Annotated in this window: 7 protein-coding genes; 5 read left to right on the top strand and 2 right to left on the bottom strand. The window is 57.2% G+C overall.

Features of this window, described 5'->3' with window-relative positions:
* The 4 genes from PQR53_RS35580 to PQR53_RS35565 form a co-directional block, all read left to right on the top strand.
* Positions 1-1,710, top strand: a 1,710-nt coding sequence (locus tag PQR53_RS35580; protein WP_408464778.1) for an FkbM family methyltransferase, incomplete at its 5' end; no start/stop codon positions are given.
* An 82-nt stretch (positions 1,711-1,792) separates the two neighbouring features.
* Positions 1,793-2,641, top strand: a complete 849-nt coding sequence (locus tag PQR53_RS35575) for a thioesterase II family protein (RefSeq protein WP_408464776.1) — start codon at positions 1,793-1,795, stop codon at positions 2,639-2,641.
* A complete protein-coding gene (locus tag PQR53_RS35570) occupies positions 2,638-3,447 on the top strand; it encodes a methyltransferase domain-containing protein (RefSeq protein WP_408464774.1) in 810 nt (269 codons plus the stop codon). Before PQR53_RS35575 ends, PQR53_RS35570 begins: the two co-directional genes overlap by 4 nt.
* 125 nt (positions 3,448-3,572) lie before the next feature.
* Positions 3,573-4,352 carry a 4'-phosphopantetheinyl transferase family protein gene (locus PQR53_RS35565; RefSeq protein ID WP_408464772.1) on the top strand — a complete coding sequence of 260 codons (780 nt, stop codon included), beginning with the start codon at positions 3,573-3,575 and terminating at the stop codon, positions 4,350-4,352.
* A gap of 35 nt (positions 4,353-4,387) precedes the next feature.
* Here the strand turns inward: PQR53_RS35565 and hpaC are convergent, their stop codons facing one another.
* Complete coding sequence (gene hpaC / locus PQR53_RS35560) at positions 4,388-4,927, bottom strand: 4-hydroxyphenylacetate 3-monooxygenase, reductase component (RefSeq protein WP_408464784.1); 540 nt, start codon at positions 4,925-4,927, stop codon at positions 4,388-4,390.
* 281 nt (positions 4,928-5,208) lie between these two features.
* On the opposite strand from hpaC, the gene PQR53_RS35555 reads away from it, so the two are divergent.
* Positions 5,209-5,871 (top strand): response regulator transcription factor, encoded by a 663-nt coding sequence (locus PQR53_RS35555; protein WP_408464770.1) that lies wholly within the window; start codon positions 5,209-5,211, stop codon positions 5,869-5,871.
* An 80-nt stretch (positions 5,872-5,951) separates the two neighbouring features.
* Here PQR53_RS35555 and PQR53_RS35550 read toward each other — a convergent pair whose 3' ends face one another.
* Positions 5,952-6,695 carry an SDR family NAD(P)-dependent oxidoreductase gene (locus PQR53_RS35550; RefSeq protein WP_408464768.1) on the bottom strand — a complete coding sequence of 248 codons (744 nt, stop codon included), beginning with the start codon at positions 6,693-6,695 and terminating at the stop codon, positions 5,952-5,954.
* Positions 6,696-6,697 lie beyond the last annotated feature (2 nt).

Raw genomic sequence — 6,697 nt, 5'->3', positions numbered from 1 at the left:
GCCAAGTCGATCTTTTTCCATTTGCTCGATCACAATGAACATGACGGACAAGGTCGGGAAGCCGCAGCACCCGACCTGAGGGACCTGGATGCACTAATGCAGGCTCGTTACAGTGCCGCCCATTTCGATTGCCCTCTGAGAACACTCTCCGCAGTCATCGACGAAAACGGTATCGAACGAATCGATCTTCTTAAGATCGATGTGGAAAAAGCAGAAGGTCACGTGTTGCGAGGCATCCGGCAGGCGCATTGGGCGCGAATCAGGCAGATGGTAGTGGAAGTGCATAGCACCGCGTTGCTGCAAGAGGTGACGGGGCTTTTGTCTACGTACCATTTCGAGTTTTTTATTCGTGATCTCTTCCGTGTTCCTCCCGCCGATGGTCGTGCCGCAGTCGATATCTTCCTGGTCTATGCATTCAATCCGGCAATGGATCAACGTTGTGCCACGCAAGGCATGTGCGCGGATAGGCTGACAATGCAACTGCGGCAGCGTTTGAAGGAAAAATTGCCCTCCTATATGGTGCCGGCAGAAATTCATCTAGTACCGGAGATACCTCGTACGCCGAACGGTAAAGTCGATCGCGCGGTGCTTGCTATGGATAGAAAGTGTGGACGCCGTACACGTGCGGCGAGGGTCGATCCTCGCACAGAGACCGAGCGAAAGATGGCATCCATGTGGACCCGGCTGCTGAATGCTCCCGGTGTGGGCATCTACGACAACTTCTTTGAGTTGGGTGGACACTCATTGTTGGCAACCCAGTTGCTTTTCATGATCCGTGACGAGCTCGGTGTGAACGTGCCGCTGCAGACGTTGATGCAGCAGGACACCATTGCCGCATTAGCGGAATCCGTCGACAGACTGTTGGTGAATACCCGTGATGCAAATATTTTGGCGCCGCTCGACAAGGTTGCTGGCGAACCGTTATTCCCGTTGACGTCTTACGGCGGCAAAAAACTTTTTCTGGTTCCCGGCACGACGGGCAATCCGCTGGGTTACCGTCCGCTCGCTAAATATCTGGAAGGAAAGATACGACTCTTTGGTTGCATCACCCATCATGTGCTCGATTTCGATCACGGCTCGATCGAAGCGATGGCGTCTGACTTGATAGGGTCGGTGTCCCGTCTACATCCCGTAGGACCCGTGCATCTTGCGGGACATTCGTTTGGAGCTGTCGTCGTATTTGAAATGGCAAGGCAATTGTGCAAGCAGGGTCGGACCGTCGGCAGTTTGACGTTGATAGACCTTCCTGCGCCCGGTTCAGGCGACTTTCGATTCAAGGTTCGGGACGATATCGACTGGCTAGTGGACATTGGAAACATGGTCGGCATCCTTTCAGGCAAGAATCTCATGCTTGAGCGGCAGGCACTGGAGAAGCTCGATCGACGAGCGCAACTTCAGTTGGTCTTGCGTCAGTTCCAGCGGGAAAAGATTGTGCCGGAGAGTGCGGGTCTGGAACTGATCGAGACGTTGTTGAAAACACATCGCAGCAGCCTCGATATTTTGCTCGCTTACCAGGCCGTCTGTTGCGACGTCGATCTCGTTGTTATTCATGGCAATTCGAGTTCGTCTGGAAATGACGGCACGTTGGGATGGTCAAGGCTGACCCGAGGCAAAGTTCATGCAGTCAAGGTGGCAGGGGATCATATTTCGATGATGACCGAACCGTATGTCGGCGAGCTTGCAGCAGCGCTCATAAAAACTCTGGTGTGATCGGAGCCGATTGGAGGTACTGCAGCGAACGCAAGCCGATCTGGCAAGGTAAGTAGTCCAGTTTGATTTTAAGGTGGCAGGAATGCTCGAAAAAGAAGGAACACAAGTGAATGACTCGTGGCGACGCGCGCGTAACACAAGGGAAGCAGAAAAGAATCCGTGGTTCCGTGGTTGGAATGCGGGCTCGGGCCGCTCCCGTTTGCGACTATTCTGTTTTCACCATGCCGGCGGGACCGCGTCCTTCTTTCGGGAATGGACGAGCTTGCTAGGTAACGACGTCGAGGTGGTTGCCGTCCAGTTGCCAGGCAGGGAAAACCGCCGGGACGAAACAATGTGCACGTGTATGGATGCCTTGATAGGTGATCTGGAACAGGCCATGGTCGGGCAGCTGGACAAACCGTTCGCTTTCTTCGGTCACAGTTTAGGCGCGTTGGTGGCGTTCGAGCTGGCGCGCTGTCTTGAGCTTTCCAGGCAACCAGGCCCTTCGCACCTATACGTCTCCGCGCGGATTGCGCCTCAATGCTCCGATTCCTTGCCGCCAATTGGACGATTCACGGACGACGAACTGCTCAGGGAACTTCAGCTGCGTTACGGTGGCATTCCGCCCCAGGTGTTAAAGGAGAAAGGCCTATTGAAATTCTATTTGCCGATTCTGCGCGCGGACTTGCAGTTGCTGCAAAGCCACGCATACGTCGCTGAGCCGCGGTTGAAATGTCCAATCACGGCATTCACCGGGATCAGTGATCCGAATGTACAAATCGACCATCTCGAGAAATGGGCGGACCAGACAGTGTCGATATTTCGGAGCGAGAGATTCCCCGGCGGCCACTTCTACATCAAAGACGTGGGCGAGCAAGTGGCTGCAAGGATTCTCGAAAATGTTCGGACTGACAAACAGGTCGCCCATCAATCATCCGTTGCCCGACAATGAAAAGCCAAAAGGTTGCATCTCAATTCGGCGACGTCGATGCGGTGCCGAACTCAAAGGAATATATCGACTATCTCGACGCCCGCGCGCAGCTCCCTGGAGAGCCTGAGATAAGAGGGCGCGCCATGGAAATGCTGGATGTACGCCCGGGTCATCATGTACTCGACACGGGTTGCGGATCCGGTAATGCGATTCTGGCGCTTGCAGAGAGTACGGGGCCCGGCGGTAAGATCATAGGGCTTGACTCTAGCGCTGTTATGATCGGCGAGGCGCGCAAACGTATTCCCGCAAGTGCGTTGCCGGTAGAGTTTGTCGAGGGCGACGTGCTCGATCTGCCGTTCCTGGATGCAAGTTTCGATCGGGTGCGCGCAGACCGGTTGCTGTTGCACGTAGACGATCCAGTCAAAGGCCTGAGCGAAATGGTCCGGGTGCTGAAACCGGGCGGCCGTATTGTGGTTTGTGAGCCCGCTTCCAGTACCAGTTTTCTTGATAGCTATTATCCGGAGACCGCACAAAAGATTCTCGGGTGGGTCGGCTCGCTTGTCTGCCACCGGGACGTAGGGGGCAAGTTGCCTAGAATGTTTTGCGAGGCGGGGCTGCGCGGGGTACGGTGCATGCCACAGGCGATCCGGATCGAATGGAGCTTTGTCGAGGCCACGTTCAGCACACTGCAACACAACGCCAACGTGGCGGCACTGTTCACTTCGGACGAACTAAATGCCTTCCTGGTCGATATGAAGGAGGCACAGGCCCGCGGGCACTTCAACTTTAGCCTGACTATCTTCGTGACTGCTGGCTGGAAACCGTAAGTGAAAACGCGCCCCTTATCGAAGCATGAAGCACGCCGGGTCGGCAGTATCGTCGCACTGCATTTGCGGAGCATCATAGCCAAACCGCGGCCCCGCATTGGCGCGTGGGGCTACCTCCAGACGTCATGCTAACGCTTGCTTGCGGTCAAACCGACGTGTGGTCCTGCTTCTATCACCAGATTTGCGATGAAGCATTGCTCAACCGATACCGGGCAATGTTGTCCGAGGGTGAGCGGCAACGCGAATTGCGCTTTCGTTTGCCTGAGCATCGACGCTGCTATCTAATTACGCGTGCGCTGCTCAGAACCGTGCTGTCGCGCTACGCCAGGCTCGATCCCGCAGCGTGGTCGTTTGCTGTCAACACCCATGGCAAACCGGAAATAGCCAACCCTTACCCGGCAAACCAGCGCCTCAGTTTCAATTTATCGCATACGGACGGTCTGATCGTCCTGGGCATAGCGGCCGGGGGACCAATAGGCGTCGACGCGGAAAACATGCGCTCCCGTCCAGCACCGCTCTGTATCGTGCCCACCTTCCTTGCAGCTGAAGAGAGGGTGGCGTTGCGCTCGCTCGCTCTCGACGAACAAGAGGAGCGCTTTTTCAGCTATTGGACCCTGAAAGAGGCGTATACCAAGGCGCGTGGTATGGGGCTATCAATCCCGCTTGATAAAATCAGCTTCCGCTTTTATTCCAGTCGGAGCATTGACGTTTCGTTCCATCCGCCCCTGAACGATGTGCCGTCTAATTGGCGTTTCTGGTTGTTCAGACTTTCTCCAGATCACCTCGCGGTGTTGTGTACCGATAGCGACGGATTGATGGGCTGGGGGGCGGAAATCGCGATCCGCAGACTGCTTCCGTTACGTGAGGAGGAGATAGTCACTTGCCCAGTGTTGTGGGAAAAGTAAGATTCATACCTGCACGCATTCGCCCCCATTGCGCATCACCCCCCAGCCACCCGCTTAACACGATGAAAATTCCGATCAAAATAGATCAACCCATCCCCATCGCTGCGCACGCTAATACAAGTGGTCTTAACAAACATGACCGAATGCGACCCGACCTCCTTCAAATCGACAATCTCACCCTGCAAACTCGCGAGCGCATCGCGCAACACCGGCACACGCTGCCTGCCTTCATCCCAGATCGGCCATCCAAAGCGTTCCTCCATCGGCACCTGGGTCATCCCCGCAAAATGCCGCGCCAGCAATTCATGCTCACCGGGCAGCACATTGATGCAAACATACCGGTTGCGCTGAAAGATGGCGTGCATCGCGCTCGAACGATTCAGACAGACGAGCAGCGTAGGCGGCGTATCCGTAACAGAGCACACGGCGCTTGCAGTCACACCGCAACGTCCATGCGGGCCGTCCGTCGTGATGACATTCACGGCAGCGGATAGATGCGCCATAGCCTGACGGAATAGCGGTTTTTCCGCCACGTCATGGTCGGCGACAGCAGTCGATTGCGAGTTCGGCTTCATGTTCTGGTTTCCTGAGGAGCGCGGTAGGGATCTGGATTCAAGCGTAATCAATCCGCGTACAGAAGAAAATCCACGTGAGCGGTGAGCAGGAGCACGTCTTTCCCAACCCGCCTAAAGTTTTCCCCAATATGTGTGCGAATTGTGTGCGAACCGCAAGCGCAGAAGGGCCACTCATCCGTGCCACAGGGTAACTATCACTTTGCAGCGCTTTTTCCACTGGTTATCATGAGCCCACAAGACGCTTCGAATCGCACACTCCCCGAACCGCTCCGGCTTACTCCATGTCCCACCCGCTTCAACCCGCTCCATCCATCGCACCCGTCGTTTATATCGTCGACGACGACAACGGCATGCGGACCTCGCTTGCGTGGCTACTCGAATCGGTCGGCGTGAAGTCGGCGGGCTTCGCGAATGCCAGCGAATTTCTGCGCGCATTCGATCCCGACGTGCCCGCCTGTCTCGTACTCGACGTGCGCATGCCGGAGCAGAGCGGCTTCGACGTACAGGCGGAATTGAATCGTCAAGGTGCGACGCTGCCGATTATTTTCGTCAGCGGTCACGGCGATATTCCGATGTCGGTGCGCGCGTTGCAGAGCGGCGCGATCGATTTCGTCGAGAAGCCGTATAACTCGCAGCAGATGCTCGACCGCGTGCAGCGTGCGTTGAAACTCGCCGCGCTTCGTCACACCGCCAATCAGAAGCAGCGCGAACTGCGCAAGCGCCTCGCGTCGCTAACGGCACGCGAGAAAGAAGTGCTGCGCGGTGTGATCGACGGCAAGGGCAGCAAGCGTATCGCCTCCGACCTGTCGATCAGCGTGAAGACCGTCGACGTGCATCGCGCGAGCATCAAGGACAAGCTCGGCGCGGCCTCGATCGCGATGCTGGTGCGTGACGTGATGGCGGTGTGGGATCAGGAGGCGTCCGCGAACGACGTGCTTCGCTGAGATCGAGGCACGCCGCCACCACATGAGCATCAAGGTTGGCGAATGCCTTGAATGCAACGCGTCACGAGCGCACCGTGTACTTAACGCATGAACAGACCACCGTTCACATCCCAGCACGCACCGTTCGCGAAGTAGGCGTTCTGCGCGGCGAGCATGACCGCGACATCGGCGACATAATCCGCTGAGCCTAGACGCCCTGCGGGAATGTTGGCGATCACCGCTTTCAGCTTGTCGGGTGCGACGCTCTCGTGCACGATCGGCAGGTCCATCGGCCCAGGCGAAATCGCATTGACGGTCACGCCCGCTGCGCCGAGGTCGCGGGCGAACACCTTGGTCAACGTGATCACACCGCCTTTGGCCGCCGCATAATGCGCGCCGGTCGCCGATCCCCCATTCTGTCCCGCCAGCGAGGCGATGTTGACGATACGGCCCGCGCCGGCGTCGGCGAAATGCTGGCCGAACACCTGGCAGCCGAACAGCACGCTGCGCAAGTTCACGTTGATCACCTGATCGAATTGTTCGGCGGTGATCTCCATCACGGGTACGACTTTGGAGGCCCCCGCGTTGTTGATCAATGCATCGATGCGGCCCCAGCGTTGCAGGACCGCATCGCGCGCGGATTCGAACGAGGTCTTCGCGGTGACGTCCAGATTCAGCGCGAAGGCGCTCGCGCCATCGGCGCTCAGTTCGCGCGCGAGAACCTGGGCGGCATCGAACGCAATATCGCCGATCGCGACCGCGTAGTCCGCTGCATGAAAGCGTGCGGCAATCGCGGCGCCGAGACCACGCGCGGCACCGGTGACCAGTACGACTCTTTTCTGCATTG

It is taken from the genome of Paraburkholderia fungorum (assembly GCF_046027605.1).
GTDB classification, from domain to species: Bacteria; Pseudomonadota; Gammaproteobacteria; order Burkholderiales; family Burkholderiaceae; genus Paraburkholderia; species Paraburkholderia fungorum_F.
This window is presented reverse-complemented; position numbering and strand designations above follow the sequence as displayed.

What these genes read in the sequence shown, in the direction of transcription:
- PQR53_RS35555 (WP_408464770.1), top strand. Translation starts at nt 5,209, where the DNA reads ATGTCCCACCCGCTTCAACCCGCTCCATCCATCGCACCCGTCGTTTAT.
- PQR53_RS35570 (WP_408464774.1), top strand. Translation starts at nt 2,638, where the DNA reads ATGAAAAGCCAAAAGGTTGCATCTCAATTCGGCGACGTCGATGCGGTG.
- PQR53_RS35575 (WP_408464776.1), top strand. Translation starts at nt 1,793, where the DNA reads ATGCTCGAAAAAGAAGGAACACAAGTGAATGACTCGTGGCGACGCGCG.
- hpaC (WP_408464784.1), bottom strand. Translation starts at nt 4,927, where the DNA reads ATGAAGCCGAACTCGCAATCGACTGCTGTCGCCGACCATGACGTGGCG.
- PQR53_RS35565 (WP_408464772.1), top strand. Translation starts at nt 3,573, where the DNA reads ATGCTAACGCTTGCTTGCGGTCAAACCGACGTGTGGTCCTGCTTCTAT.
- PQR53_RS35550 (WP_408464768.1), bottom strand. Translation starts at nt 6,695, where the DNA reads ATGCAGAAAAGAGTCGTACTGGTCACCGGTGCCGCGCGTGGTCTCGGC.